The 24,548-nt window shown below is 48.5% G+C and carries 26 protein-coding genes; 9 read left to right on the top strand and 17 right to left on the bottom strand.

The genetic code is table 11. The features are described 5' to 3' along the window. Positions 1 to 969, top strand: coding sequence for a hypothetical protein (locus tag A1s21148_RS02620; protein WP_095670926.1), 969 nt, complete (start codon positions 1 to 3; stop codon positions 967 to 969). Here the strand turns inward: A1s21148_RS02620 and A1s21148_RS02615 are convergent. After that, positions 949 to 1,545 (bottom strand): TetR/AcrR family transcriptional regulator, encoded by a 597-nt coding sequence (locus A1s21148_RS02615; protein ID WP_095670925.1) that lies wholly within the window; start codon positions 1,543 to 1,545, stop codon positions 949 to 951. The two genes, A1s21148_RS02620 and A1s21148_RS02615, sit on opposite strands and share 21 nt — an antisense overlap. Positions 1,546 to 1,552: 7 nt before the next feature. Next, positions 1,553 to 3,547, bottom strand: a complete 1,995-nt coding sequence (locus A1s21148_RS02610; protein ID WP_095670924.1) for an ATP-dependent DNA helicase — start codon at positions 3,545 to 3,547, stop codon at positions 1,553 to 1,555. A 105-nt stretch (positions 3,548 to 3,652) separates the two neighbouring features. Here A1s21148_RS02610 and A1s21148_RS02605 point away from each other — a divergent pair, with 105 nt between their 5' ends. Next, the gene (locus tag A1s21148_RS02605) at positions 3,653 to 4,510 is read left to right on the top strand and encodes a fumarylacetoacetate hydrolase family protein (protein ID WP_095670923.1); all 858 of its coding nucleotides are present in this window, start codon (positions 3,653 to 3,655) and stop codon (positions 4,508 to 4,510) included. Beyond that, positions 4,510 to 5,259 (top strand): SDR family NAD(P)-dependent oxidoreductase, encoded by a 750-nt coding sequence (locus A1s21148_RS02600; RefSeq protein ID WP_095670922.1) that lies wholly within the window; start codon positions 4,510 to 4,512, stop codon positions 5,257 to 5,259. The genes A1s21148_RS02605 and A1s21148_RS02600 overlap by 1 nt, the downstream gene beginning before the upstream one ends. On the opposite strand, the gene A1s21148_RS02595 is transcribed toward A1s21148_RS02600, so the two are convergent. The 4 genes from A1s21148_RS02595 to A1s21148_RS02580 all read right to left on the bottom strand — a co-directional run bounded on the left by A1s21148_RS02595 (position 5,256) and on the right by A1s21148_RS02580 (position 10,524). Further along, positions 5,256 to 6,326 carry an MFS transporter gene (locus tag A1s21148_RS02595; RefSeq protein ID WP_125932385.1) on the bottom strand — a complete coding sequence of 357 codons (1,071 nt, stop codon included), beginning with the start codon at positions 6,324 to 6,326 and terminating at the stop codon, positions 5,256 to 5,258. The genes A1s21148_RS02600 and A1s21148_RS02595 overlap by 4 nt on opposite strands. 197 nt (positions 6,327 to 6,523) lie before the next feature. After that, complete coding sequence (locus A1s21148_RS02590; RefSeq protein ID WP_095670920.1) at positions 6,524 to 9,370, bottom strand: vitamin B12-dependent ribonucleotide reductase; 2,847 nt, start codon at positions 9,368 to 9,370, stop codon at positions 6,524 to 6,526. Positions 9,371 to 9,392: 22 nt separating this feature from the next. Continuing rightward, positions 9,393 to 9,929, bottom strand: coding sequence for a transcriptional regulator NrdR (gene nrdR / locus A1s21148_RS02585; RefSeq protein ID WP_095670919.1), 537 nt, complete (start codon positions 9,927 to 9,929; stop codon positions 9,393 to 9,395). 217 nt (positions 9,930 to 10,146) lie between these two features. Next, positions 10,147 to 10,524: a LysM peptidoglycan-binding domain-containing protein gene (locus A1s21148_RS02580; protein WP_095670918.1), complete on the bottom strand. Its 378-nt coding sequence runs from the start codon at positions 10,522 to 10,524 to the stop codon at positions 10,147 to 10,149. Between the two features lie 144 nt (positions 10,525 to 10,668). Between A1s21148_RS02580 and lexA the strand changes: the two genes are divergently transcribed. Further along, positions 10,669 to 11,343, top strand: a complete 675-nt coding sequence (gene lexA / locus A1s21148_RS02575) for a transcriptional repressor LexA (RefSeq protein ID WP_095670917.1) — start codon at positions 10,669 to 10,671, stop codon at positions 11,341 to 11,343. 7 nt (positions 11,344 to 11,350) lie between these two features. Here lexA and A1s21148_RS02570 read toward each other — a convergent pair whose 3' ends face one another. The 4 genes from A1s21148_RS02570 to A1s21148_RS02550 form a co-directional block, all read right to left on the bottom strand. Then, complete coding sequence (locus A1s21148_RS02570; protein ID WP_095670916.1) at positions 11,351 to 12,001, bottom strand: UbiA family prenyltransferase; 651 nt, start codon at positions 11,999 to 12,001, stop codon at positions 11,351 to 11,353. Between the two features lie 4 nt (positions 12,002 to 12,005). Beyond that, on the bottom strand, positions 12,006 to 13,460 hold the full coding sequence (locus A1s21148_RS02565; RefSeq protein WP_095670915.1) for a bifunctional 2-methylcitrate dehydratase/aconitate hydratase: 1,455 nt from the start codon (positions 13,458 to 13,460) through the stop codon (positions 12,006 to 12,008). Next, complete coding sequence (gene prpB / locus A1s21148_RS02560) at positions 13,460 to 14,347, bottom strand: methylisocitrate lyase (RefSeq protein WP_095670914.1); 888 nt, start codon at positions 14,345 to 14,347, stop codon at positions 13,460 to 13,462. The genes A1s21148_RS02565 and prpB overlap by 1 nt, the downstream gene beginning before the upstream one ends. 453 nt (positions 14,348 to 14,800) lie before the next feature. Further along, positions 14,801 to 15,199 carry a hypothetical protein gene (locus A1s21148_RS02550; protein WP_095670912.1) on the bottom strand — a complete coding sequence of 133 codons (399 nt, stop codon included), beginning with the start codon at positions 15,197 to 15,199 and terminating at the stop codon, positions 14,801 to 14,803. A gap of 138 nt (positions 15,200 to 15,337) precedes the next feature. Here A1s21148_RS02550 and A1s21148_RS02545 point away from each other — a divergent pair, with 138 nt between their 5' ends. Next, positions 15,338 to 16,570 (top strand): hypothetical protein, encoded by a 1,233-nt coding sequence (locus A1s21148_RS02545; RefSeq protein ID WP_095670911.1) that lies wholly within the window; start codon positions 15,338 to 15,340, stop codon positions 16,568 to 16,570. A 42-nt stretch (positions 16,571 to 16,612) separates the two neighbouring features. Then, a complete protein-coding gene (locus A1s21148_RS02540; RefSeq protein ID WP_095670910.1) occupies positions 16,613 to 18,085 on the top strand; it encodes a cryptochrome/photolyase family protein in 1,473 nt (490 codons plus the stop codon). Here the strand turns inward: A1s21148_RS02540 and A1s21148_RS02535 are convergent, their stop codons facing one another. Both A1s21148_RS02535 and A1s21148_RS02530 read right to left on the bottom strand, forming a co-directional pair. Next, positions 18,086 to 18,565, bottom strand: coding sequence for a CoA-binding protein (locus tag A1s21148_RS02535; RefSeq protein WP_095670909.1), 480 nt, complete (start codon positions 18,563 to 18,565; stop codon positions 18,086 to 18,088). Then, entirely contained in the window at positions 18,565 to 19,875 is a 1,311-nt protein-coding gene (locus A1s21148_RS02530) for an O-acetylhomoserine aminocarboxypropyltransferase/cysteine synthase family protein (protein ID WP_095670908.1), read from the bottom strand. The genes A1s21148_RS02535 and A1s21148_RS02530 overlap by 1 nt, the downstream gene beginning before the upstream one ends. Positions 19,876 to 19,919: 44 nt before the next feature. On the opposite strand from A1s21148_RS02530, the gene A1s21148_RS02525 reads away from it, so the two are divergent. After that, positions 19,920 to 20,378 (top strand): cupin domain-containing protein, encoded by a 459-nt coding sequence (locus A1s21148_RS02525; protein WP_095670907.1) that lies wholly within the window; start codon positions 19,920 to 19,922, stop codon positions 20,376 to 20,378. A 2-nt stretch (positions 20,379 to 20,380) separates the two neighbouring features. Here the strand turns inward: A1s21148_RS02525 and A1s21148_RS02520 are convergent, their stop codons facing one another. Beyond that, positions 20,381 to 21,916, bottom strand: coding sequence for a metallopeptidase domain-containing protein (locus tag A1s21148_RS02520; protein ID WP_095670906.1), 1,536 nt, complete (start codon positions 21,914 to 21,916; stop codon positions 20,381 to 20,383). 9 nt (positions 21,917 to 21,925) lie between these two features. Further along, entirely contained in the window at positions 21,926 to 22,483 is a 558-nt protein-coding gene (locus A1s21148_RS07545; protein ID WP_223299416.1) for a cytochrome b5 domain-containing protein, read from the bottom strand. Between the two features lie 143 nt (positions 22,484 to 22,626). Here A1s21148_RS07545 and A1s21148_RS02510 point away from each other — a divergent pair, with 143 nt between their 5' ends. Both A1s21148_RS02510 and A1s21148_RS07590 read left to right on the top strand, forming a co-directional pair. Next, entirely contained in the window at positions 22,627 to 23,004 is a 378-nt protein-coding gene (locus A1s21148_RS02510) for a hypothetical protein (protein WP_095670905.1), read from the top strand. After that, entirely contained in the window at positions 23,004 to 23,126 is a 123-nt protein-coding gene (locus A1s21148_RS07590) for a hypothetical protein (protein ID WP_257789609.1), read from the top strand. Before A1s21148_RS02510 ends, A1s21148_RS07590 begins: the two co-directional genes overlap by 1 nt. Before the next feature lie 2 nt (positions 23,127 to 23,128). Here the strand turns inward: A1s21148_RS07590 and A1s21148_RS02505 are convergent, their stop codons facing one another. Genes A1s21148_RS02505 through A1s21148_RS02495 form a run of 3 tightly spaced genes read right to left on the bottom strand, consistent with a single transcriptional unit; the run spans position 23,129 to position 24,539 of the window. After that, complete coding sequence (locus A1s21148_RS02505) at positions 23,129 to 23,611, bottom strand: phosphate-starvation-inducible PsiE family protein (protein ID WP_095670904.1); 483 nt, start codon at positions 23,609 to 23,611, stop codon at positions 23,129 to 23,131. 23 nt (positions 23,612 to 23,634) lie between these two features. After that, on the bottom strand, positions 23,635 to 24,036 hold the full coding sequence (locus tag A1s21148_RS02500; protein ID WP_095670903.1) for a DoxX family protein: 402 nt from the start codon (positions 24,034 to 24,036) through the stop codon (positions 23,635 to 23,637). Further along, positions 24,033 to 24,539 carry a hypothetical protein gene (locus A1s21148_RS02495; RefSeq protein ID WP_095670902.1) on the bottom strand — a complete coding sequence of 169 codons (507 nt, stop codon included), beginning with the start codon at positions 24,537 to 24,539 and terminating at the stop codon, positions 24,033 to 24,035. Before A1s21148_RS02495 ends, A1s21148_RS02500 begins: the two co-directional genes overlap by 4 nt. Positions 24,540 to 24,548 lie beyond the last annotated feature (9 nt).

Genomic DNA, 24,548 nt, shown 5'->3' with positions numbered 1-24,548 from the left:
ATGAAGAAAATGATCACCTTAATCTCAGTATTAGCACTGGCTATACCTGTCTTCACGGCGCCGAGTGCCAGCGCGGAGACGTTTGTCTTCCAGAGCGGCCCGCTAACAAATCTTGATCCAGCAGGTGCCACCGTCAATGGCGGCTTTACAAAATTTACGACCAAGGGCGGAATGTATATGCAGCAATGCATCGCCCCAGTCGCTGGTGCTCGTCCTGCAACCTGCAGCGATGAATTACAGCTCTGGATCAGCACTAAAGGTGAAGTTGGTTCAGTAAGTGCAACAGGGCCAATCGCATTTAAAGTTGCCTCAACTATTACCGGGCGCGGCGTAGCTGTTGACTGCACCAAAACATCTTGCGGAATCTTCTTCCGCCTAGATCGTTCTGCAACTGCAGATACCAGCGAAGATTTATTCCTTCCAATTACCTTCCGCGAAGGTGCTGCCGCGCCTTTGCTACCGGCTGATGTAGTAACCGTTACTTTAAATACCAAGCCGCTAACCCGAAATGTTCCGATGGCACTTGCCTATCGCCAGAGCGCAAAGATTGTTGCAACTGCGCAATCTGGTCTGCCAGTGACGTTAACTTCATTGACTCCAGAATGTTCATACGTAAATGGAACGCTAACTGCACTCAAGGGCGCTGGACAGTGCGCACTTGCTCACCGAACTGCCGGCAACGATAAGTTCGCAGCAAGTTCTGCAAACTATCCATTTATCCTCGAACCTGGCACCCAGAAAGTAGAGCGCGCCACCAAGGAACTCAAAAAGGGTAAACCAAAGGCGATGCCTGCTGAAAGCAATTTCGGTGAGGTAATTACTTACAAGAGTTTGAGTAAGAACTGTCGCGTTGAGTTAAATCTAATCGAGTCTCAAAAGCGAGGGGTCTGCACCATCGTTGCTACAGCGCCAGCTAAAGAAGGAATGTGGCTAGCCCTTAAGCAAGATCTAAGAATTAGAGTTAGCTAAAGCTTTAATTCCGGCGATATAGAAATCGGTTGTAACTGCGATCTCATCTTGCGCCGTTGCGGCACCTGATTCGATGCGGCGGGTTGCTACATCTGTAATCGCTTGCAACTGCGCTAAGGCGCGTGCGGTATCTGTGATGCCAAGGGCAGCAAAAGTTTTGCTAAGTGGCGCGAGCATCTGACGGTGGGCGGCGCCTATTTCAGCGTTTCGCTCGCGCGGCAAAGTTGTGGCGTGAAGTGACTTGGCAAGCAGATGTCGTCCATCGCCTACGTAGTTAAGAGATGTTTCAATCCAGATTGTTAGCGCTGCGATTGGATCGCTTTCATCTTCGATTGCGCTGCGCAAGAGTTCGCCAAAGTTCTTTAGCTCTTCAATTAACAGATCAGCAACGAGATCTTGGCTGCTAGAAAAGTATTCATAGACCGAAGTTCGCGATAGCCCAGCGCGCGCTGCAACTGCGGCGATTGAAATGCTGGCAGAGCTTTCCTCAAGTGCGATCTGAGTAGCCGCTGAAATCAATTGAATACGGCGCCAATCGCGATGCGAGGCTAGATCTTGCGTGGAAATCTTGGGCATAAAAAAATTATTTCATGGTTTGCGAAAGCCTGCGCAGTGAATCAATGACCACAGCCCGATCGCTGGTGCGCCACAGCGGCGGCATTGAGTTAAGTAGGACACTTCCGTAGCGTTTGGTCACAATTCGCGAATCTAAAATGGCCACTACCCCGCGATCATCAACGCTGCGAATTAAGCGGCCAGTGCCTTGCGCCAGCAGTAGCGCTGCGCGCGGTAGTGATACTTGCATAAAGCCACTGCCACCTGCGGCATCTGCCAACGATGCACGAGCTGACATAACCGGTTCATCAGGACGCGGAAATGGAATTCGATCAATTGCAACCAAGATGCAAGATGAACCTGGAACATCAACGCCCTGCCAGAGCGACATCGTGCCGAGCAGAATTGATGTTTCATCTTTCGCAAAACGTTCAACGAGCGGACCAACTGCATCTCCACGTTTCTGAGTAATTATGGTGATCGGTAACTCTTTTAAAACGCTGCGCAGATGGGCATCGGCTGCTTCAACACCGCGCCATGAACTAAATAGCGCCAAGGTGCGTCCACCCGCTGCATCAATTAACTCGCCGAGTTCAGTTAAGACTTCAGGACTTGGTCCATCGCGACCTGGTTCAGGTAGATGCTTTGGCATATATAGAACGCCTTGATTGGCGAAATCAAATGGTGAGCCAACATCGAGCATCTGCACATTTGCCGGATCAATATCGCCATCTTCACTTTCAGTGTCTGCATCTGAACCAACGACGAAACCAATACTGCGCGCCATCGCATCAAAGCCATTGCCAACGGTGAGCGTTGCAGATGTCGCAATCACTGGAGTCTTGGTTAATAGGTTTGAACGGAGAACTTCAGAGACAGAAAGCGGTGCTAAATGCAGTGTTGAAAAGGTTGGTTCATACCAGAGCACGTGGGTATTGCCCATCTTTAACAATTTGCCACAAGTTGTATTGATCTCAGAGACCGCACCTTTTACACGGGCGCGCTCTGCAATCGCATCAGAATCGATAATGTCGTCATCGGCGTTGATGATCTGCACGATCGCAGCTGCCGCATCTTTAACTTTACGGATAGGTGCTTCAAGTGAAGATGGAATTTCTTCAAGCCGACCTTGCGCGGCAAAGTCACCGCGGATCTGATCTCCGTAATCTGCCATCGCATCGTGGAAATTATCGGCCGCTTTGGTGAGCGCATCAGCTAACTTGCCCGGCATATGTTTGCGCGCCATCGCGGCTGCGCGAATCACGCGCGCAGATGTGAGCTCTTCGGTCACTGCCTGCGTAGTGCGATCCATAAACTCGTGGGCTTCATCCAAGATCACCGCATCGCGTTCGGGCAAGATCGGATGTGAATCAACGATTTCGATCGCAAGCAAGGTGTGGTTGGTGACTACAACATCTGCGGTCTGTGCCTTCGCTTTAGCGAGTGCTGCAAAACATTGTGGCCCGTAATTACAGACATCGGCGCCAACGCATTCGCGTCCAGAAAGTGAATTTGCCGCCCAGACTCTGCGATCGACATCAGGTGCATCATCGCGATCACCTGAAACGCCTGGAGTCTTTGCCCAGGCATGTAAACGTTTGGCATCTTTTTCTAAGTAACTTACCTCCAGCAAAACTTCGCCATCGGGATCTGGTTCATCGGTATTCATCTTCTGTAAGCAAACGTAGTTGCCGACGCCTTTGTAAATTCCATAAGTAATCTCGCGGCCTAACTCTTTTTCAAGTGCTGGCACAACAGCAGGTAAATCACGTTCCACTAACTGCCGTTGCAGCGCAAGAGTTGCCGTTGCAATCAAAACTTTGCGGCCATGGACAAGTGCTGGAACTAAATAAGCCAGTGATTTTCCGGTACCAGTGCCGGCCTGCACCATTAAATGGTGGCGATCGGTGAGCGCATTTGCCACCGCTTCAGCCATTTCGATCTGGCCTTCACGTGGTGATCCCCCAATGGCGGCGACTGCGGCATCCAGGGCCGAACGCACTTTCGCCGATAGATCACTCATATTTGTAGTTCAATCCTCACTGGGCCACAGTAGCGAAAATCAGTGACACCACCCGTGACCAAGCCTTACTTGCTCATATAAGGTTGTGTAAGACCTGGAGGAATAATGAAAATCGCACGAATTGGTGAACGCGGATCAGAACGCCCAGCAGTTATCGATGGTGATAACGCAATCTATGTTGATTCACTTGTCAGCGACTGGGATCGCGAAAATTTAGAAGCCGGTGGTTATCTACGCGTTGCCAACGCTGATCTGAATTCACTTCCCCGCACACCGCTTGCCGGTCTTCGCTACGGCGCAGTTATCAATAAGCCAACCAAGATTATTTGCGTAGGTCTTAATTACCTAGCGCATATCAAAGAGGCGGGGTTCGATACTCCACCTGAGCCAGTTATCTTTATGAAGGCTCCAGATTCGATTACCGGTCCAAATGATGATGTTGTTATTCCACCAAATAGCGCGGCCACAGATTACGAAGTTGAACTCGCAATTGTTATTGGCAAGTCCGCGCTTTATCTAAACTCTCCTGAAGATTCTGCAGAGCACATCTTGGGTTACTCAATCTCGCAGGATGTTTCAGAGCGCCACTGGCAGATGGAGCGCGCCGGTCAATGGGTTAAGGGCAAGTCATTCCCCACATTTAATCCAGTCGGCCCAGTAATCGTTTCAGCAGATTCAATTAACGCTCATAACCTGCGCTTATGGTGTTCAGTAAACGATGAGATGAAACAAGATTCCAATACCGATGACTTGTTATACGGAATCAACCACATCGTTTGGTACATCAGCCAATTTATGGAGCTCTGCCCAGGTGACATCATCAATACCGGAACGCCATTCGGTGTAGGCATGGGCTTTAAGCCACCGATTTATCTAAAGGCTGGCGATGTTCTTAAGACGGGCATTGAAGGTATCGGTGAGATCACCAACCACGTTAAAGCCTATAACGCGGGAGCAAAGTAGTGAGTAAAGATTTCGCAGGCTTAACCGCCATTGTTACAGGCGCAGGCTCTGGTATCGGTTTAGAAGTTGCCCGTAAGTTAACTGAGCAAGGTGCGAAGGTATTCGGCTTTGATCTTCGCTCTGGTGATATGGGTCAGCTAGCAACATTTATTGAATGCGATATCGCCAACCCCGATAGCGTTAAGAAAGCATTTGTTGAATTCGCCAGCCAGAGCAAGACGCTAGATATTCTGATCAACAACGCTGGCATCGGCGCTATCGGCACCGTCGAGCAAGCCACCGAAGAAGAATGGCTACGAGTTTTCAATGTAAATGTTTTTGGCACAGGGCGCATGAGCGCTGCAGCGATGCCATACCTAAAGGCCAGTTCACATGCCGCAATCGTTAACACTTGTTCGCTAGTTGCAACAGCTGGCGTTCCAAATCGCGCGGTTTACGGTGCCAGCAAGGGTGCGATCTACGCACTTACTCTTGCTATGGCAACCGATGGAATTGCTCACGGTGTTCGCGTTAACTGCGTTAACCCTGGAACATCAGATACCCCTTGGATTAAAAACTTACTTTCTAAGGCAGATAACCCTGATCAGGAATATGCCGCCTTGCAAGCGCGCCAACCAATCGGGCGTCTTGTTTCACCTGTAGAAGTTGCTAGCGCGATTGTCTTTCTGGCAAATCCTGCACAAGCATCTACAACGGGCACCGCACTTGGCGTAGATGGCGGAATGCAAGGACTTCGCCTTCCTCGTTAATTTTTCTTGTTTATAGTTGCAAAGAAATAAGTTGCAGCAATTAGTGCAAGCAAGATGACTCCGTAGGCTGCGGCAAATCCAAAGTTCTCGCTGACAAATCCCATGATCCATGGTGATGTGCCATTTGAAATGCCCATACCAATCACAAAGGCGGCGATACCGCGATCTGAACCCTGCGCGGTCGAAGATGCGTTTGCGATAGCAATAGATGCACATGGCCCAATACCTGCAGCGGCAATAATCAAACCTGCCAAGGTAAGCGTTGGTGATGATGCAAAGATAACGAGCAATACACCTGATCCGATCGCCACAAATGAGAATCGCCAGATGCGATACAGGTTATGTTCATTCTTAGTTGAAAGATAGATGCGAGTTAGCGCCACGAAATAAGGTGCGATGGTTGCAAATAGAACCGCAGATTTAACCTCTGATCCACGCTCAGTTAAAAGATCTAGCGCCCAAGCCGATAGTGAAACTTCCATTGTTATCGTCATAAAAGCAAAGAGAAGAATTGCGATCATCGTGTTATTCCAGATGATCTTGCTATCGGCATGGTCTGGCTCTGGACGAGCTTCTAATTCAGGAACGATCTTTAAGGCAACTAGCCCAATAAGCACAGCAGTTGTTGCAACTGTTGCGCGCCAAGGAATATCTGCCTGCGTCGTAATGCCAATTACCGTTGGAGAAACGGATGCCGCAAACAAACCGACTCCGGTTGATCGGAACATATTCTTCAGCGCCGTCTTTGAATGCGCGCCCAAGATTGCCGTCGTTGTGTTGCCTGCGATAACCGAACCAGTTGCAGTAAGGATCACTGCAGGTACTGAGAAATAAATATTTGGGCTAAGGCAATAGACAAGTGAACCAAGAATTAATAGCGCCCAACCAAAGCGAATAGTTTGGTGGGCAGGCCGGCGATGGCCATGACCGAGCAATATAAATGAGATAAATACCAAGGCTGCCGCCCAGCCGATGTTGTGCCAACTGGCTACTACGCGGGTTAACTCAAAGTCGCGCTTAATTAGTTGAATTGAAAATCCGATTGAGCCCATTAAGAAGGAGCTCATTGCATTTAGGGTCACCAAGCGATGCACCAACTTGCGGGGCAGGGCTTGTGGCAATTACTTCTCCTAAACTTGCGAAGTACATATCTTATCTTTGCCAAGCCCTTGCATTTGAAGAAATCTAGCGAATTGAACTGTTTAATAAAAAAGCCCCGCTGAAATTAATCAGCGGGGCTTTTTAACGGGGTTGGTTTAAAGAATTAGCTGCAACCAGATGTATTTCCGCAGCCTTCGCATACGAAACATGCACCTGACATACGCATCTTTACGCCACATGTCATACAGAGCGGTGCATCTGATTTGATTCCCATTGATTCAAGGAGATCAGATGATGAACCGATTGCTCGATCAAGTGGTGCTGGTTCGATCTTTACCTCAACTGCTTTTGGTGCTGGAGCAGCCACAGGAGCCGCCGCAGCTACAGCCGCTTTTGGGGTATCAGCACTCGCAGGTGCTGCATCTTGTGTGTACTCGCCTGTTTCAAGTGCGCGTGCACGCTCTGAGGCTGTAAACAGACCCATCGCTGAACGCTGATCGAATGGTAAGTAATCAAGTGCCAGGCGACGGAAGATGTAATCCATCATGGATTGCGCCATGCGGATATCTGAATCATCTGTCATACCTGCTGGCTCGAAGCGCAAGTTTGTGAACTTCTCAACGAATGTTTCTAGTGGAACGCCGTACTGGAGTCCGATTGAAACTGCGATTGAGAATGCATCCATTACACCGGCAAGAGTTGAACCCTGCTTGCCAAGCTTTAGGAATACTTCACCAAGTGCACCATCAGCGTATGCACCTGAGGTCATGTAACCCTCGGCGCCGCCAACAGAGAATGATGTTGTAGTTGATGGGCGTGACTTTGGAAGACGCTTGCGAACTGGAGTAGCAAGTGCTTCTGCTTCAACAGGTGCATCTTTCTTCTTAGCCTTGCCATCTGAAAGTGGCTGACCGACCTTGCAGTTATCGCGGTAGACAGCAAGTGCCTTGATGCCCATACGCCATGCTTCAAGGTGAACTTCTTCAACTTCTTCAACAGTTGCATCCTCTGGGAGGTTAACTGTCTTTGAAATCGCACCTGAAAGGAACGGCTGGCAAGCAGCCATCATGCGTACGTGGCCCATTGGAGCAATTGAACGCGCACCTAGTGCACAGTCAAATACTTCGTAGTGCTCTGTCTTTAGCCCCGGAGCATCGATTACGTGGCCATTTGCCGCGATAAATTCGACGATCGCTTCGATTGTCTCTTCGGTGTATCCGAGTTTGCGAAGGGCTGCTGGAACTGTCTGGTTAACGATCTGCATTGAGCCACCGCCGACGAGCTTCTTGAACTTAACCAATGAGAAGTCAGGTTCGATACCAGTTGTATCGCAATCCATCATCAAACCGATTGTTCCGGTTGGTGCAAGCACAGAGATCTGTGCGTTACGCCAGCCGTTTTTGTCGCCAGTTGTTAGACATGCATCCCATGCCTTATTTGCTTCTGTCCAGACATCGATATCTAGAGTTGAAAGCTGCTTAGCTGCAGATGATGCTGCTGCATGCTTGCGCATTACGCGGGCATGAGGCTTAGCATTTTGTGCAAAGCCTGCATATGGACCAACGATGCCAGCGAGTTCTGCTGAGCGCTTATATGTTGTTCCGGTTAGAAGTGAAGTGATTGCACCCGCTAGAGCGCGTCCACCCTCTGAATCGTATGCAAGACCTGAAGCCATAAGAAGTGCGCCAAGGTTTGCGTATCCGATTCCGAGCTGACGGAAGGCGCGAGTTGTGTCGCCGATCGCTTCAGTTGGGAAATCTGCGAAACAGATTGAGATATCCATTGCAGTGATGATCAAGTCAGATGCGCGAGCAAATGTCTTTGCATCAAATGATCCATCATCCTTTAGGAACTTCATCAAGTTAAGTGAAGCCAAGTTACATGATGAGTTATCTAGTGACATGTACTCAGAGCAAGGGTTTGAGGCGTTGATGCGACCTGACTCTGGAGTTGTGTGCCAATCATTGATGGTGTCATCAAATTGAACTCCAGGATCAGCACATGCCCATGCAGCTTGTGCAATCTTTGTGAAGAGTTCGCGCGCATCAACTGTGTCGATAACTTCGCCAGTTGAGCGAGCTGTTAAACCAAACTGCTCTCCGTTTTCAACCGCTTGCATGAACTTATCTGAAAGGCGGACTGAGTTATTTGCATTCTGATATTGCACAGAGATTATGTCTTTGCCTCCCAAATCCATATCAAAGCCAGCATCGCGTAGTGCACGAATCTTGTCTTCTTCATTGACCTTGGTTTCGATGAATTCTTCGATATCTGGGTGATCAACATCTAGAACAACCATCTTGGCTGCGCGACGGGTTGCGCCACCAGATTTGATTGTTCCTGCAGATGCATCTGCACCACGCATAAATGAAACTGGGCCAGAGGCTGTTCCACCGGACTTTAGAAGTTCCTTTGATGAACGGATACGTGACAAGTTTAGTCCTGCACCTGATCCACCTTTGAAGATCATTCCTTCTTCGCGGTACCAGTTAAGGATGCTATCCATCGTGTCATCAACCGACAAGATGAAGCATGCGCTTACTTGCTGAGGTGCTGCTGTTCCGACGTTAAACCAAACTGGTGAGTTAAAGGAGAAGATCTGGTGCAAGAGCATATGTGTTAGCTCGTGCTCGAAGATCTCTGCATCTTTATCTGTTGCAAAGTAACCGAATTCTTTTCCGGCCTTTGTATATGTAAGAACTACGCGATCGATGACCTGCTTAAGAGACCACTCGCGATTTTCTGCTCCCACTGCCCCGCGGAAGTATTTGGTAGTAACGATTGTTGATGCGTTTACTGACCAAAAATCTGGAAATTCAACACCGAGTTGTTCGAATACTGTCTCGCCTGTCTTCCAGTTAGCCTGGACAACATCGCGACGCTCCCACTTAACTTCATCGTATGGATGAATTCCCTCATTTGTATAAATACGTTCGATCGTTAAGCCCTTACCCTTTACGGTGTTATGAGCTTTGATCTTGATTGGTCGGTTGATGACCGTATCTGACATTTTTATTTTCCCGTCTTCTCTTTTAACGATTGCTCGTTGTTGTTTGATTTTCTTTTAACGATGGGGCATCGCTTTTTTCATTTACTTCGTTTGCGCCGTGGGAATTAGCGCTCGAAGGCACTGCTCGCAGTAACGCGATCTCGCCTTCGAAATCTTCAAGGGAGGCAAAGTTACGGTATACCGAGGCATATCGCAGGTAAGCCACCTCATCGAGTTCGCGAAGTGGCGCAAGGATTGCCAAGCCCACTTCTTGAGCTTCGATTTCTGCTTTGCCAGTGCGGCGAAGGGTTTCCTCAACGCGCTGGGCCAACAGGACTAGATCATCTTCGCCGACTGGGCGACCTTGGCAGGCTTTACGTACGCCAACCAAAACTTTTTCGCGAGCAAATGGCTCGGTTGCACCAGATCGTTTAATAATGTTGAGAAGAGCGACTTCCTGAGTTGAGAAGCGCTCGCCACATTGTGGGCATTCACGGCGACGGCGGATCTGAGTGCCATCTTCGACCGGACGAGAGTCAACAACTCGAGAATCATCGTGGCTGCAGAACGGGCAAATCATCTCGGCGTGTCTCCCTTCGAAATACTAGATATTCCCAAATTTAGATGTATTGGCGAACCGCTGAAACTACCCTAAAAACACTACTTATGGAAGTTTTCTTCGTTTCGACCCCTACATATAGTGGGAACTATAAAGCAAATCTTGAGAGTTTTCCTGATGAGTACGCATTAACCATTGCTAGGGCGTGTCGGGGCTATCTCTTAAAACTAATTCAAAACTAATCGAGCGGGATGCGTACCTTCTGGCCTGCCTGGAGCTCAGCCGTTGCCAGCGAGTTAACGGAAGCGATCTCATCTACGAGCGCGCGAACATCTCCGCCATCTGCCATACGGGTAGCCAGCGACCAGAGGGTATCCCCAGGGGCTGCGGTGATCTCAATAAAAGATGTTGGGGCGCCAACGGTGTCGGTTGTGCCGGCCCCGGCCTGGAAGCCAAAGACGCTGGCTAGGACCACAGCGAGTGAGAGAACCACGAACGTACGGGCTAGGCGACCACGGCGATTTAAACGAAAGCCGGACGGATTGGTTGAATAGCCTTGAAACCCTTGATTTATAAGGGTTTGCGCGCTTGTTGCGTTTAAAGAAACTGTGCTCATGGTTTTCTCCTGCTGGTACTACCTTGGGGAAGGTATTCGAACAGTTGTTCGAACAAGGCCAATTAAACCCCATGCCACCGACATCGGCAAGTTATTTTCGAACATATGTTTGATTTTTTTTCCTAGGCGTGGGACGATTAGCCCATGGCTAAGAAACCCGCATCCAGCAAAGTAACCGAGCTCCCAGACTTCACCTCCGACGAGGAGAAGCTAACCGCCCGCCAGCTCAAGATCCTCCAGGTCATCAAGGCGAGCATGGACGACGAGGGTTACCCACCGTCAATGCGTGTGATCGCTAAGGCCGCCGGCCTTTCATCCCCTGCCTCCGTCAAATACCAGCTCGAGATCTTGCAGGAAAAAGGTTTTATCACCGCCCACCCAACTCGCGGCGGAGTACTTGAAGTATTAATGCCTGGCGAGAAATCCGAACTCGAAGTCGAAGCCACCAAGCAGGTTCCACTCGTTGGTCGTATCGCAGCCGGTGGCCCAATCACCGCAGAACAGAACGTTGAATCTACCTTTGCCCTCCCTGAAACTTTGGTCGGTAAGGGCAACCTCTACATGTTGCAAGTTGTCGGTGAATCAATGATCGATGCCGCAATCTGCGATGGCGATTACGTTGTTATTCGCGAACAGAAGGATTGCAACAACGGCGAAATCGTTGCCGCGATGATCGATGGCGAAGCAACCGTAAAGACTTTCCAACGCAAGAACGGCCACATCTGGTTGCTTCCTGCCAACCCCGCATTCGAGCCAATCAATGGCGATAACTGCGAGATCTTGGGCAAAGTCACTGCTGTTATGCGTAGCGTTCGCTAGTTAAAAATTAATTAAATACAACTAGCGTTGAAAGCCCTAGGGCGATCAACAGCCCTGCAACAACTATTGAGTTGCGCTTACCAATTCGCTGTGGCGCACCACCAATGCCACTTGCGCGATCTTGATCCATATCTTTAATTACATTTATAAAGTGTGCAGCAGATCCCAGCAACGCTCCCCCAAGCCACATCCATACTGGTGGAGTTACATCTTTTGAAATCGCAATACATGAAGGCAGCGCTGCAAAGGCCAGAGCGTATGGGAGCCATGAGAAGACGTTAAATTTAAAGAAGAAGTTATAAGCAACTCCCATTGCGATTCCAAACATATAAACCAAGCCGCCTTTAAACCCAAGCGGGCCAAGCAAATTTGCCACAAATGAGAACGGCACCATGAAGGTAAGCCAGCGCTTTAAATAGCTTTGCGAGATAAGTTCAGATACAAGTGGTTTGTTCTGCCGGTTATGCATCAAATCATCTTTATAGTCATATAGATCATTGCTCCAGCCGACAACTAATTGGCCGGTAAATACACCAAAAGCGATTACATAGGCAGGTCCTTCCCACCAGTAATGCGCGGCAAAGAACCAAGAAATGGCAGTAACAATTAGCGTCGGCCCAAAGTGTGAGGCTTTAAGCAGGCCGCGCAATTTCTTCAAAGGTTTATTCCTTGACCAACATCGCCATGAAGTCCTTAACTTCTGTGGCCTCCAGGGCTTTGCGATCTAAGCAAAGGTCCAAGATCTTCTTCTGTTGATTGGCGGCGAAGATGCGATTTAAGTTGATCTTGAACTTCTCAACGAGCAACGGAATTCCTTCGGCGCGACGACGTGCATGGCCCACTGGATATTCGACGACTTCTTCACCAAGCACGGTGCCGTCGTTAAATTCGATGGTCATCGCGTTAGCGATCGAACGCTTTGCTGGGTCAAAGTAATCTGCAGTAAAGCTTTCATCTTCGCGCAGGTGCATCTTTGCGCGTAGCGCATCAACTCGTGGATCATCGGCGATTACATCTTCGTAGTCACGGGCAGTTAAACGACCAAAGATCAACGGCACCGCAACCATGTACTGGATACAGTGATCACGATCTGCTGGGTTATTGAGCGGCCCCTTCTTATCGATGATTCGGATACATGCTTCGTGGGTGCGGATGCTGATCTTGGCGATGTCATCGCTGGTCTTTCCTGCAGCAACCATCTGCTTATGCAGCGTAAAGGCGGCTTCTACCGCTGTTTGTGAGTGGAACTCTGCTGGGTAGGAAATCTTAAAGAGCACGTTCTCCATTACATATGAACCGTATGGGCGTTGGAATTTAAAGTGATTGCCGCGGAACAAGGTGTCGTAGAAACCCCAGGTCTTGGCAGTTAGTGCAGATGGATAACCCATCTCACCTAACTTGGCCATAAGTGCAAGACGCACCGCGCGAGATGTGGCATCGCCTGCCGCCCAAGATTTACGTGATCCCGCATTTGGGTAATGGCGATATGTGCGAAGTGAATGTCCATCGATCCAAGCAAGTGAAACCGCGTTAAGCGCTTGCTCGCGAGTTAAACCGAGCATCTGCGAAACCACAGCGGTGGATGCGATCTTTACCAAGATCACGTGATCTAGACCAACTTTGTTAAATGAATTTTCAAGTGCGATGCAGCCCTGAATTTCGTGGGCCTTGATCATCGCAGTCATTACATCGCGCATAGTGAGTTTCTTACCGGTGCCATATTGCGGATGCTGCGAGATCCAGTCAGCGACAGACAAGATCGCGCTTAAGTTATCTGATGGGTGTCCCCATTCAGCGGCAAGCCAGGTGTCATTGAAATCTAACCAACGGATAAGGGCACCGATATTAAATGCACCCTGCACTGGATCTAAGCGATAAGCGGTGCCCGGAACGCGCACACCATCTTTAACCTGAAGTTCTGGAACTAGCGGACCAAGCAACTTGGTGCAGGCTTCGTATTCGAGTGATTCCAGGCCACAACCCAAGGTGTCCATCAAACATGACCACGCAGTTTCATATGCCAGATCCGAAGTAACTTCGTAATCAAAGACGTAATCGACGATATCTACGATTTCTTTATCGAACTCCTGATTTACACGGGTGATATTTGCCGACATTACTTATCCTTTTCGCTCTGGAATTGATCTAGCGCTTTTTCGAATTCATAATAATTAATTCGCTCGTACAACTCTTCGCGGGTCTGCATCGAATCGATGACACCGGCTTGGGTTCCATCACGGCGAATCGCCTCATAAACGTTTTCGGCCGCCTTGTTCATCGCGCGGAAAGCTGACAACGGATACAAGATCATTCCCACGCCATTGGCGCCGAGTTCGTCACGAGTAAATAAAGGGGTTAAACCAAATTCGGTGATGTTAGCCAAGATCGGCTTACCAACAGCGGCGGCAAACTTCTTATAACTTTCCAGATCGCGGATCGCCTCAGGGAAAACAAAATCAGCACCAGCTTCAATGTAGGCAAGTGCTCTTTCAATCGCAGCATCGATACCTTCAATTGCAATCGAATCTGTGCGCGCCATGATTCCAAAATCTGCATCCGTGCGCGCATCAACGGCTGCCTTAATGCGATCAACCATTTCGCCCTTGCTAACAATCTCTTTATTCGGGCGATGGCCACAACGCTTTGCCTGCACCTGATCTTCAATGTGCATTGCAGCTGCGCCTGCTTTGATTAAATCTTTTACAGTGCGACCGATATTAAAAGCCGATGGCCCAAAACCTGTATCGGCATCAACCAACAGGGGCAGATCACAAACTCCAGTTATTCGACGAACATCAGTTAAGACATCTTCTAAAGTTGTTATTCCAAGATCTGGAACACCCAGTGAACCTGCGGCGACCCCACCACCAGATAAGTAAATGGCGCGGTATCCAGCCCGCTTTGCCAGCAACGCATGATTTGCATTTATTGCACCAACAATCTGCAGTGGCTTCTCTTCCTGCAGCGCCTTCTTAAATTTACTTCCGGCCGATTCTGGCTTCATCTGCGCATTCTAATCAGCGGCCAATTAATTAACTAATCCGAGCGGCTGATTGAGATATATCCACAGCCAAGGAGAAATCTGAATCTTGGCGGCTTGTTACCAATACCTTTCGCACGCCTTAATCCTTAACTCCACGCAGATGCGCGCCGCCAGCGACCCATTTGTTCACTCAGCAAAGGCTGAGAATGGAGAAAGGAGTGCAAATGAAATGAGAGCTACCGATTGGGTGACGCTTGTCGTTGCCTTAGCCGACCTCGTATTTAGATACGTGGAAATGCGAAGCGCCCGTCGAAATAACGACGGGCCGGATCTCAGCAATCTTTAATTCGCATCTGGCGGCCGTGTCGGTTCTGGCGAACCGGCGCGGTCCACTAAATATATATCAAAATTCTTTCTCTGCAAGTGCAATCAAATAATTTAATCAAATAATTAAAACTACTTTCTGTAATTTTCTTAACCTTGAACGACGATGCGAACAACGCTTTCCGGCGTTACTGGGTCAGCGCCAATCTCGCTTTCAACATTTGTGGCGATGCCATTGATCTTGGCGGCAGATAAAACCGCTAATTGCGTTGCGATTTCAGTCATCCAGTAAAAAGCGGAAGGCCCGGCCTTATCTAAAATAGATTGCGCCTGCGCAATTCGTGCATCGGAAAATTTCTCGGCGCCATCGCGATCATCGCCAACAACTGAAAGCAGATAACCCTTGATCTCAGCGGCCATCGCATCGGAGTAATAAGTGCTCTCGACTAGCTCGCGGAGTTCGGCATCGATCCCCCGCGGCTTGCGCACCTTCTTCCTGCGATTGATAAAGAGATAGATAACCGCCGTAAGAGCCAATAGTTCGAACATTTCTGCCTCCTTGTGAGTACAAGTTCGCCACCTGCTATTGCCGATGGGCATAGGACTACCTAGATTTAGACTCTAATCCAGCGCGCCGACAACCGCACTGGGCGCATAAAAAGTGGCAAAAGAAACGGTGAAGTAGCCATGAAAACTCGTTCAGCGCTTCGCATCGCAATCGCCTTACTCCTGGCTGCAACCACTCTTACCCCCGCCAGCGCCGCCGATCCTTTTCCGATGCCACCTGAACCAAAGTGGTGGAAGCAAACTGGCATCACCGATGTGCGTTACGGAGTTTGGCTCCCTTGCGATGAGCAGTGGAAGATCACAACAGATTGCACTCAGAGCATCAAGGTTATTAAAGAAGATGGCACCGAAGTTGGTGAAATGAAATACAAGAAGCAACCAAACTTCGACCCAACTACTGCCGTTCAAGAGTGGCAAATGATTTCATCTCCTCAAGGAGAACAAATTGAGAATTACTCTTCAGTAAAGGACTTCGGCGGATTAGCTCATATCTGGACTCTACCTGCTGGTGTAACAACTACTGATGGATCAAGTGAAGTCAGCGCCAGCGTTCACTTGATGAATAGCAGTCTGCAGATCTATTTAACTTCAAATGATATGAATAAGGCTTCTCTTCCAGCGGGCTACTACTTTCAATTTATTTTAAAGAGCCCAGGCTTTTCCAAGCGAATCAAATGGGTGCTCTCCAATGTTCGCGATCCACAAGTTAGCGTCACTGGAGATTTAATTACCGTTAAGGGACTCCCTGAAAATAGCCCGGCAGCCCGCCCGAACGATCCGGTCTGCGAATCTAATCTTTTGAAAGCCGCATCAACTCAACGCAATATGGCAGTCAACATGGTCTATTGGGATGCAGGAAATAAAACTTCAGATACTCGCGCCGATGATGTGATCCTCGGAACCAACGGCTGGTGGTGTCTAAGTGATTTCCGCTTTGATCGCGATAGCCAGCAGATCGTTGTAAAGGTTGGCAACGTTCACTTTGATGAAAACGGCAAAGAGATCGAAGGCTGGCTGGAGTTGAAAGTTAAAGGAAATCGCGCACGTGATTGGTGGGGTATCGACCCAGCAATCGCTGCCGGATATGCCAAAGTTGAAGTTTCCTATGACGATGGCACCAAGAAGGTTGCAACAGTGACTGCGACCTATGACGCAAAGAACGATTGGATCAATCTGCGTGCCTACGGGTTCTCTTACTCATCACCGCGATTGGCAGTTAGCTTTAAGAAGCCAGCGGAGGCTACTAAAACAGTTGCGCCAAAGAAATCCACAATCATTTGCGTCAAAGGCAAGACCTCCAAGAAAGTAACCGGCGCACCACCTAAGTGCCCAACTGGCTTTAAAAAGAAGTAGCTAAAAGGCGCGTAAAAACGCTGATCCAATTACTCTTTACGCATGTCGCAGCTGATCTATCTTCCTTTTGATCACCTGCACCGCAAATTTGGCGCGCTAAAGAACGCTGACCCTAAGCAAGATGTAATTGTGATGGTCGAAAGTGCGCGCATGACCACCGGCCGGAACTGGCACCCACAGCGCCTGCACTTTCTTATCTCCTCCGCTCGCCACTTTGCACAATCACTGCGCGATGAAGGCTTCACCGTGGAATATGAGAAAGCTCCAACCACAATCGATGGCATAACCAAGGTTCAAAAGAAATATAAGACCCACAAGTTAATCTGCGCCGAACCTTCATCTCATCGCCAGATGGAACAACTCAAAGGATTCGGCGCAGAATTAGTAGAAAACGACTTCTTCCTAACCACCCGCAAGCACTTCTTTATCTGGGCAGATTCGCAGAAGAGTTATCTGATGGAGACTTTCTATCGCGCTCAACGTGCTCGCTTAAATATCTTGATCGAAAACGGCAAACCAACCGGGGGTGCGTGGAACTTCGATAAAGAGAACCGCTTGCCTCCCCCAAAAAATTACACCTGGCCCAAGTATTTAGAACATAAACCAGATGCGATTGATCTTGAGGTTGGTAAAGAACTGGGCTTCACTCCCACCACAACATGGGCGACTACTCGCAAAGGCGCACTTGCTCAGTTAAATAACTTCATCGAAAACCACTTTGCAACATTTGGGCCATATGAAGATGCCATGGCACTTGATAACTGGGCGCTCCACCATTCACTTCTTAGCCCATACCTAAACAATGGACTTCTTCACGCCAGCGAAGTTATCGATGCCGCAGTAAAGAAGTTCAACACCGGTGATATTCCGATCGAATCTGCCGAAGGATTCATCCGTCAGGTAATTGGCTGGCGCGAATATGTAAATGGCATGTACTGGTACTTAGGCCCTGAATACCGCGATAACAATCAACTTAACGCCACCAAGAAACTTCTGCCGCTCTTTAGCGATCCCACCAAGACCCAGATGAACTGCGTTAAAACTATCGTCACAGATATTCAAGATCGCGCCTGGGTTCACCACATCCCGCGCCTTATGGTCTTAAGTAATTTAGCCCTGATCACCGGCACTAACCCACAAGAATTTCTCGATTGGATGCGCGAAGTATTTATCGATGCCACCGAATGGGTAATGGTTCCCAACGTTATTGGTATGGGCGTTCACGCAGATGGCGGTGCGATGATGACTAAGCCATATGCGGCAGGCGGTGCCTATATCTCGCGCATGTCTAATTACTGTAAAGGCTGCGCCTACAACCCCAAACTGCGCACCGGCGATACCGCTTGTCCATTTACTACTTTGTATTGGGATTTCCTAGATCGTCACTCTGAAACCTTTAAGAAGAACCACCGCATGAGCCAGCAGATCTTCGGTCTTAATCGCTTATCTGATCTACCTGAGCTAAAGGTGCGCGCGAAAGAAGTTCTAAAGGGTTTAGATGCAGGAACTATTTAGTTAAATAGATTTATTGCGCTTGGATGAGATAACCCCAGTGTTAAAACCGGCCAGGTTAAGTCCGCCAGCAAAGCGCGCATGCTCAATCTTGATGCATTTATCTTGCACAACATTTAACCCTGCCGCCACGCCGCGTTCGGCAGATGCATCATCACTAATTCCGAGCTGCATCCAGAAAGTCTTTGCCTTAATGGCAATTGCCTCATCAAGCACACCTGGAATATCTGATGCTTTTCTAAAGACATCGACAATGTCCACTGGCTCTGGAATATCAGCTAGAGACTTATAAACCTTCTGGCCCAAGATTTCGTTGAGTTTTGGGTTTACAAAGAACAACTTAAAGTGCGCAGCCGACAGTAAATATGTCGCAACAAAGTAACTAGCGCGTGATGGGTTATCTGATGCTCCAACGATTGCAACAGTCGTGGCATCCTGCATGTACTTCAAGCGCTCCATCGCGTTTGGTTCAGTAAATGCCATTAGCGCACCGATCCTGTTGCAGTAGTTAACGCCTGATCTAGATCCCACAAGATATCTTCAATATCTTCCAAGCCTACGCTGATACGAACCAAGTCTTGTGGAACTCCAGCCTCAATCAACTGGTCATCAGTTAATTGGCGGTGCGTGGTGCTTGCTGGGTGAATCACTAGCGTGCGCACATCGCCGATATTGGCTAAGTGGCTAGCTAACTGCACTGAGTTAATAAACTTCTCACCGGTTTGGCGTCCAGATAAATCACCAGATGCCTTAACGCCAAATGAAAATACTGATCCCGGACCTTCAGGCATGTACTTCTTGGCGCGCGCATAATGTGGATGGCTAGCAAGCCCTGAGTACTTAACCCAGGCAATACGTGAATCACTTTCCAACCATTCAGAGACAGCTTTGGCATTGATTACGTGATCGCGCATACGTTGTGGCAGCGTTTCAACGCCCTGCACCAATAAGAATGCTGACATCGCACTTAGCGATGCTCCGATATCGCGCAACTGTTCAACGCGAACCTTGGTTAAGAATCCAAATTCACCGAAGTTCTCCCACCAAGAGACGCCACCGTATGAAGGAACTGGCTCGGTCATCATTGGGAACTTGCCGTTACCCCAATTAAATTTTCCAGATTCAACGATTACGCCACCCAGCGTTGTGCCATGTCCGCCTAAGAACTTAGTTGCTGAGTGAAGAACAATGTCGGCGCCAAATTCAATTGGGCGCACTAAATATGGTGTTGCCACAGTTGAATCGATAACTAAAGGCAGGCCAGCATCGTGTGCCACCTTTGCCAGTGCTTCGATATCGCCAACTTGTGACGCTGGGTTGGAAACCATCTCGGCATAAAGAAACTTGGTCTTATCGGTGATTGCCGCGGCAAAATCTTCAGCCTTATCCGACTTCACGAAAGTTGTATCCACACCAAAGCGGCGCAAGGTGACATCTAACTGAGTCAACGTGCCGCCATATAAAGCAGATGATGCAACTACATGATCGCCGGTACCGACAAGAGCTGCGAAAGTTAAGAACTGCGCTGCTTGTCCGCTAGAGGTTGCAACAGCGCCAATGCCACCTTCAAGGGCTGCAATCTTTTCTTCAAAGGCCGAAACGGTTGGGTTACCAATTCGGCTATAGATATTGCCGTACTTCTGCAGCGCAAATAAATTTCCGGCATCTTCGGTATTTTCAAAGACAAATGCCGATGATTGATAAATCGGAAGTGCGCGCGCACCAGTTTGTGGATCTGGCTGCGTGCCGGCGTGCAGAGCCTTAGTTTTAAAGCCCCACTTGTGTTCGCTCATAATCTAATTAAACACCAATTCCTTATCGTGGCTATAATCGCCGAATGAGCAAGAGTAAATACCACGTTACCCAGGATGAACCTCATCGCTGGCGTAACGTTGAAGAGCTCGTCTATAAAGATGAAGATGGCGCTGCCACATTTAAAGATGTAACCCGTCGCATCTTGTTCGGTGAAGATCACCAGGATGGCATGGAGGTCCGCTACTTCGAAGTAGATGCCGGCGGCCACACAACTCTAGAAAAACATGAACACACACATTTAGTTATTCCGATTAAGGGCAAAGGCTCCTGTTTAGTCGACGATGAAGTTCTGCCGCTAGCAATTCATGACTTGGTCTATGTTCCAGCTTGGGCGTGGCACCAATTCCGCGCCGCCGAAAACGAAGTACTTGGCTTCTTATGTATGGTCAAAGTAAAACGCGATCGCCCAACTCTGCCAACACCTGAAGATCTAGCGCAGATGAAGAGCAACCCAGAAGTTGCTCAATTCATTCGCTCTTAGCCTTAAGCGATTTCAACCTTTACAACATCTCCAAAATCTCCGCTTTCTACAACGCTTATTCGATAACCCAGTGCGGTTATTGACTCGCCTACCTTTAGCGCTGCTCCACTAAGCGGAAAGTTGCGAGCCATAGGAGCGTAATCACAAGAGCGTGTTTTAGGGCATAGAACGTTAATGCCCGTTCCGAATACAACTTGCTGATCAAGTACTTTGGTATCGATTGTGTATACAATTGCACCAAGCATTGGAACTGGAATTTTAAAGTTAAACCCGCTGTTACGCACTGACTCGACTGCAATGAATTTAGTATTGCTGATCGGAATCATCAATAATTTTTCATATGCACCTTTAACGGTTGAAGGTTTAATCCAATGAATACTGGTTGTGCCAGCCGGCGCACATCTAACTTGCTGATCACCAATCCACCCGAAAGTCCATTTATCCCAGGCTAAGAAATCGACCTGAGCACCAGACATGTTGCCCCAGCCGCCTGTTCCTAAATCGTTTTTGTGATCCCCATAGTGATCGTCAGCGGTATCAAATATATGCATTAACTCGTGAACGAAACCAAAGGGTTCTCGTGCCTGGAAGCCTTCATTCGAAAAATCAGAAATTGGTGAGGAAATATATGAGCTTTGATTAAAGCTTTTTTCCTTTGTGATGAGTTGTCTGCCATATGCAATTTGATTTGAAAGCAAAGTTCGTTTGACATTACTTGGCGCCAAGAACCAGACGGCATCTGCTTCTGAGAAGTCAATCCCAGGATCAGCCACTTTTGTAACAGTATTAATCAAATCCCAGCGACTTTCGGTTGCAGAGGTATCGCCATGCATCGTGTTATTGCCTAGATTAAATCGCTTTAAATCATCATTTACGTAGATATATGAATCTGGCATTCGAATCTGAATATCTGAACCCTGATCGCTCATATTAGCAATCGCATCGAGAGCAAATTTATGAGCATCCGCCCAATCCTGCGCCGGCGTAGTTGTTGGCGTTCCATTATTCATATAGAAAGGCACTACCTGAATTATCGTTGGGCGAGCCTTTGTGGCACCGATAAATGAGCGCCCTGGACGAACTCGACTGCCTAGATTTTTACATGCTTCAATTTTTTGCAACTCACTCAGATCGCTTTGCGCAATTTTAGGAGCGGCAGAACCTAACTCCTTTACCAAATAACGGTAAGGCGGAGGGCAACCGTTAAGGCGCTTTTCCGTGTCTTGCCAAGCTTTCCACTTTGCAGGGATAAAAGGATCAGGATCGCAATAATGATTAAATGAGTAGGTTTCTGCTGTTGGTGTCACAGGATCAGCAGGTACGGGTGATGCAGACTGTTTGTTCGCCGCTTTTTCGGTTACGCCTTTATTCCAAACGAGTTTCTTTCCAGATTTAACGCAGGTGTATTTCTTTCCCGATGCAACGCTCGTAGCGCCAACTTTAGAACAGGCGCTGCCTGCTTTAACAACTGCTTGTGCATTCGAGGCAAATACCGCGAGAGATACAACTACAACAAGAGTTGAGAAAGCCCGTTTCATCTCCCCATTCTACTTAGCCAGCGGTCCTAACAAGTAACCCGCTAGGCGTGCTTCTGGTTTATTTTGATTACGGTGCATCGAGTTGAACTCGGATGTGCCATCTGTGCCACATAAAGATGCGATCGCACCTGATCCACCTGGATGAGAACCAATCCACTTAGTTAAGTCATAAACGTTTCCACTAATTACAGCCCAACAACTTGAAGTTGTGCCGTTGGCCTTAACGCGCTCCATTGTGTAACCCGTTGAAGCTGGGGCTGCAGATTTGGTTGGTTCTGCAGATTTTGTTGGTTCTGCAGATTTTGTTGCCATTGGAGTTGCACTCGCCATAGGAGCCGCACTCGCAGCAGCAGTTGCCGATGCAGTTGGTGCGCTCTTAATCACCACACCTTTATTCCAAACCAACTTACTTCCCTTTTTCACACAAGTGAATTTGCGACCAGATACTGTCGAAGACTGTCCCGCCTTCTTACATGCCGCACCTTCTTTAACAGCGGCTGAGGCAGATGGGGCAACAACTAGAGCCAGTGCAACGGCTGCGCCAGTGGCGATCGCATAGATTTTCATAGCGAAAGGGTAAACCAGCCCGATCCGCCATGCGCGCTAGAACCAAAATCCACAAGGTTTTTTCAGGTCGCACTTCTCCTTCCGTACGCCTAACCTTTAAGGTATCCAAACGGATAACAGAGTTTCTTGGAGAGGAAACGCTCATGGAAGAGAAGTCGCTCATTAAGCAGTGGAACCAACTACGTCTTCAAATCATTCAGGCACAAGTTGCCCCGGCTCTAGTTCTTATTGCAATTGTCGCCCTTGCTGCAATCGGTTCCTTTGAAACCGCATCAGATGGCGCTAAGTACTTAGCCCTTGGCGTTGCCGCCGTTACCGGAATTCTTGCAACTATCAGCCAATACGCAGCAGTGCGCGAAGGCGAAGCGTTGATCATTGATCTTCGCAAAGTTGAGAAGCCATCTGCAATGACTGAAAAGATCGCAGATTCACGCGGCCTTGTTTCACTGTCAGCAATTGCGATCATCGCATTTGATATCGCAATCTTCGCTCTCGTTGTCTGGGCAGTACTAGGCGCCTAATGAAGATAGGTCTTGTCTTAATTGCCATCAATGCGATAGCGGTCATTGCTCTGGCAACGCGTTTTGATCGGCCGCGCAAAAACCCGAAGCGCCTTACCGGCCGCGGCGGAGATTTCGAGTAGTTCTACTTACGGCGATGTGCGCTCTTCGATAAGAAGATCGCAAATACCAAAGCAACAACTATCAGGGCATTTAACCCCATCTCGTAAATCGCGCGCTCAAATGCCACATCACTCTTACCTGTCTGCAAGGTAAGCGATGCACCCACCGTCAAGATATGTCGCACGGCAGCGATTACACCAATAATCAAAAACTTATCGAGCTGGTAAACGCCATCGGTAAAGCGCGAGATAACAGTGCGCAAGATTTCAAGAATGATGACGATAAACAAGATGTCATTTACGCCTTGGATCATTCCATTTGGAAAGAAGGGCGCAGTCTCAATTAAGCGTTTGATGCTAAAGAAAAATGCGCCAATGCCGATACCCAGCAAGGCGAGTGCAAGAACTGCGTGAAAAATATCTTCCATCATGTCCACGTACTTCAGTGGAAGGATGGATTTCTCTCCATAGACTTTATCTTCAGATTCAATCTCTTTTTTTGCCATAGAAAACGGTACACCCGCGTTCTTTACCTCGCCCGTCGAACCGCTCGCCACGCCCCAGTTGCCCATAGCGCCCACGCCACAAGCAGCGGCTGAAAGAATAAACGCACCAATCGCGCGCGGTCGGTATCTAACCCAAATGCATCTATCCCATTTACATACTGCGAGATATTTCCCGGAAAGATCGCCACAAAGAACGCAGCCACAACCCAACCCACCTGCACTTGGTACTTAACTAAAAAGACCAACGCCAGACCCAAGACAATCTCCACCACACCAGATGCCAGCACCACAAAATCAGCGCTAAACGGAACCCAGTTCGGCACCTGTGCCTGAAATTCCAAACGGCTAGAAGTTAAATGGGTAAACCCCGCATACCCCAGAGCAATTCCTAGAGTAACCCGTGCAAAACCTTTGACGAATCTCATTGCCCGCGCAGAACTTCGCCAGGCACTTCTCTCGCACCAACCCCGAGCGTTATCGCAGATTTAGTACGCGCAGTGATCATGAAGCTATAGATCCCAGGTTCAGCGACTTCGCTAATGCGCGATAAATACAAATACATAGTGCGACTATAAGTTTCCAAGAACTCAGTTCGCTCGGTGAATTTCATTGTTGTCTTCTTACCCGACGGCGAAGTTATAACCAGTAGCGGTAATTTAGAATTCTTCAGTTTATTCTCTGGCTTCTTATCAATGATTAAGTATTGAACATCCAACTGATCGCCTTCTTTTAAGGCGGCGCGAAATGCCTTCTTCTGTCCAGCCTTAGTAAATGATGCGCGTACCGCAAACGAGACTGTGCCATCTACCAACAGAGGCCCAGCACTTGGCGTGGTGTCGCTATTTAACAAATCCACCGGTTGATGCGCAGATGCTGGCGCCATGCCAAGCAAATTCAAAGCCAGCAGGGCGGCAATTAACTTTTTCACGCGGCTCCT

It is taken from the genome of Candidatus Planktophila lacus (assembly GCF_002287925.1).
GTDB lineage: Bacteria > Actinomycetota > Actinomycetes > Nanopelagicales > Nanopelagicaceae > Planktophila > Planktophila lacus.
Note: the sequence above shows the minus strand (reverse complement) of the source record. Positions and strands in the feature narration are given on the sequence as shown.

What these genes read in the sequence shown, in the direction of transcription:
- A1s21148_RS02565 (WP_095670915.1), bottom strand. Translation starts at nt 13,460, where the DNA reads ATGTCGGCAAATATCACCCGTGTAAATCAGGAGTTCGATAAAGAAATC.
- A1s21148_RS02590 (WP_095670920.1), bottom strand. Translation starts at nt 9,370, where the DNA reads ATGTCAGATACGGTCATCAACCGACCAATCAAGATCAAAGCTCATAAC.
- A1s21148_RS02530 (WP_095670908.1), bottom strand. Translation starts at nt 19,875, where the DNA reads ATGAGCGAACACAAGTGGGGCTTTAAAACTAAGGCTCTGCACGCCGGC.
- A1s21148_RS02595 (WP_125932385.1), bottom strand. Translation starts at nt 6,326, where the DNA reads ATGAGCTCCTTCTTAATGGGCTCAATCGGATTTTCAATTCAACTAATT.
- A1s21148_RS02520 (WP_095670906.1), bottom strand. Translation starts at nt 21,916, where the DNA reads ATGAAACGGGCTTTCTCAACTCTTGTTGTAGTTGTATCTCTCGCGGTA.
- A1s21148_RS02540 (WP_095670910.1), top strand. Translation starts at nt 16,613, where the DNA reads ATGTCGCAGCTGATCTATCTTCCTTTTGATCACCTGCACCGCAAATTT.
- A1s21148_RS02620 (WP_095670926.1), top strand. Translation starts at nt 1, where the DNA reads ATGAAGAAAATGATCACCTTAATCTCAGTATTAGCACTGGCTATACCT.
- A1s21148_RS02500 (WP_095670903.1), bottom strand. Translation starts at nt 24,036, where the DNA reads ATGAGATTCGTCAAAGGTTTTGCACGGGTTACTCTAGGAATTGCTCTG.
- nrdR (WP_095670919.1), bottom strand. Translation starts at nt 9,929, where the DNA reads ATGATTTGCCCGTTCTGCAGCCACGATGATTCTCGAGTTGTTGACTCT.
- A1s21148_RS02615 (WP_095670925.1), bottom strand. Translation starts at nt 1,545, where the DNA reads ATGCCCAAGATTTCCACGCAAGATCTAGCCTCGCATCGCGATTGGCGC.
- A1s21148_RS02550 (WP_095670912.1), bottom strand. Translation starts at nt 15,199, where the DNA reads ATGTTCGAACTATTGGCTCTTACGGCGGTTATCTATCTCTTTATCAAT.
- A1s21148_RS02580 (WP_095670918.1), bottom strand. Translation starts at nt 10,524, where the DNA reads ATGAGCACAGTTTCTTTAAACGCAACAAGCGCGCAAACCCTTATAAAT.
- A1s21148_RS02525 (WP_095670907.1), top strand. Translation starts at nt 19,920, where the DNA reads ATGAGCAAGAGTAAATACCACGTTACCCAGGATGAACCTCATCGCTGG.
- A1s21148_RS02610 (WP_095670924.1), bottom strand. Translation starts at nt 3,547, where the DNA reads ATGAGTGATCTATCGGCGAAAGTGCGTTCGGCCCTGGATGCCGCAGTC.
- A1s21148_RS07545 (WP_223299416.1), bottom strand. Translation starts at nt 22,483, where the DNA reads ATGAAAATCTATGCGATCGCCACTGGCGCAGCCGTTGCACTGGCTCTA.
- lexA (WP_095670917.1), top strand. Translation starts at nt 10,669, where the DNA reads ATGGCTAAGAAACCCGCATCCAGCAAAGTAACCGAGCTCCCAGACTTC.
- A1s21148_RS02505 (WP_095670904.1), bottom strand. Translation starts at nt 23,611, where the DNA reads ATGGCAAAAAAAGAGATTGAATCTGAAGATAAAGTCTATGGAGAGAAA.
- A1s21148_RS07590 (WP_257789609.1), top strand. Translation starts at nt 23,004, where the DNA reads ATGAAGATAGGTCTTGTCTTAATTGCCATCAATGCGATAGCGGTCATT.
- A1s21148_RS02605 (WP_095670923.1), top strand. Translation starts at nt 3,653, where the DNA reads ATGAAAATCGCACGAATTGGTGAACGCGGATCAGAACGCCCAGCAGTT.
- A1s21148_RS02510 (WP_095670905.1), top strand. Translation starts at nt 22,627, where the DNA reads ATGGAAGAGAAGTCGCTCATTAAGCAGTGGAACCAACTACGTCTTCAA.
- A1s21148_RS02545 (WP_095670911.1), top strand. Translation starts at nt 15,338, where the DNA reads ATGAAAACTCGTTCAGCGCTTCGCATCGCAATCGCCTTACTCCTGGCT.
- A1s21148_RS02535 (WP_095670909.1), bottom strand. Translation starts at nt 18,565, where the DNA reads ATGGCATTTACTGAACCAAACGCGATGGAGCGCTTGAAGTACATGCAG.
- prpB (WP_095670914.1), bottom strand. Translation starts at nt 14,347, where the DNA reads ATGAAGCCAGAATCGGCCGGAAGTAAATTTAAGAAGGCGCTGCAGGAA.